General features: G+C 71.1%; 1 protein-coding gene and 1 pseudogene. Both read right to left on the reverse strand.

The window, feature by feature from the left end:
* The coding region (locus tag JCM9942_RS17420; RefSeq protein ID WP_157723068.1) for an NAD-dependent epimerase/dehydratase family protein at positions 1-516 on the reverse strand (516 nt) is incomplete at its 3' end.
* Positions 513-705 (reverse strand): annotated as a pseudogene (locus JCM9942_RS17425) (peptide synthase); the annotation flags it as partial. The pseudogene JCM9942_RS17425 and the gene JCM9942_RS17420, both read right to left, overlap by 4 nt.

The raw sequence follows: 705 nt of genomic DNA on the forward strand, positions 1-705 counted from the left end.
GCCCGGCCCCCAGATCAACCGCGGCCGCAGCGCGACGGTGGCCAGCTCGGCGCCGTTGGCCGCCAGCACTTCCTGCTCGGCGAGGGTCTTGGTGGCCGCGTACGGCGCCTGGAAATCCTCGCCATAGGGCACCTCGTCCACGCCCAGCCCCTCCACCGGATGGGTGGCGCGATGGGTCACGCTCGGCGTGGAGGTATAGACCAGACGCCCGATGCCATGCGCGCGACAGGCGGCCAGCACGTTGCGGGTGCCAACCACATTGGCCTGGAAGTAGCTGTCATAGCTGCCCCAGGCGCCGGCCTTGGCGGCGTTGTGGAAGATCGCATCGACGCCGGCGGCGGCGTGGTGCACCGCATTGGCATCGGCCAGATCGCCGCGGATCTGGCCCACGCCCAGCGCCTGCAGCTGCGGGTAATGGCCGCGGTTGAAGCTGAGCACCTCGTGGCCGCGCGCGACCAGGCCCCGGCACAGCGCCTGACCGAGAAATCCACCGCCGCCGGTGACCAGAATCTTCATGCGCGCTCCTTCAATCGGGTTGCCGCCCAGACCGCGAGCTTCTCGCGGCCGATCTTGGCGTTGTGGCGGATGTCCACCGGAAACGCCGGATGCTGCAGGAACCGGCCGATCCCGGCCAGCCTGGGCTGCGTTGCCGCCAGTGCGCGCAGCGCCTGCTCGATGGCGGCGGCCTCGCTGCCGGGGCAGCCG

Origin of the sequence: Stenotrophomonas pictorum JCM 9942 (assembly GCF_001310775.1) — a bacterium.
Taxonomy (GTDB): domain Bacteria; phylum Pseudomonadota; class Gammaproteobacteria; order Xanthomonadales; family Xanthomonadaceae; genus Stenotrophomonas; species Stenotrophomonas pictorum.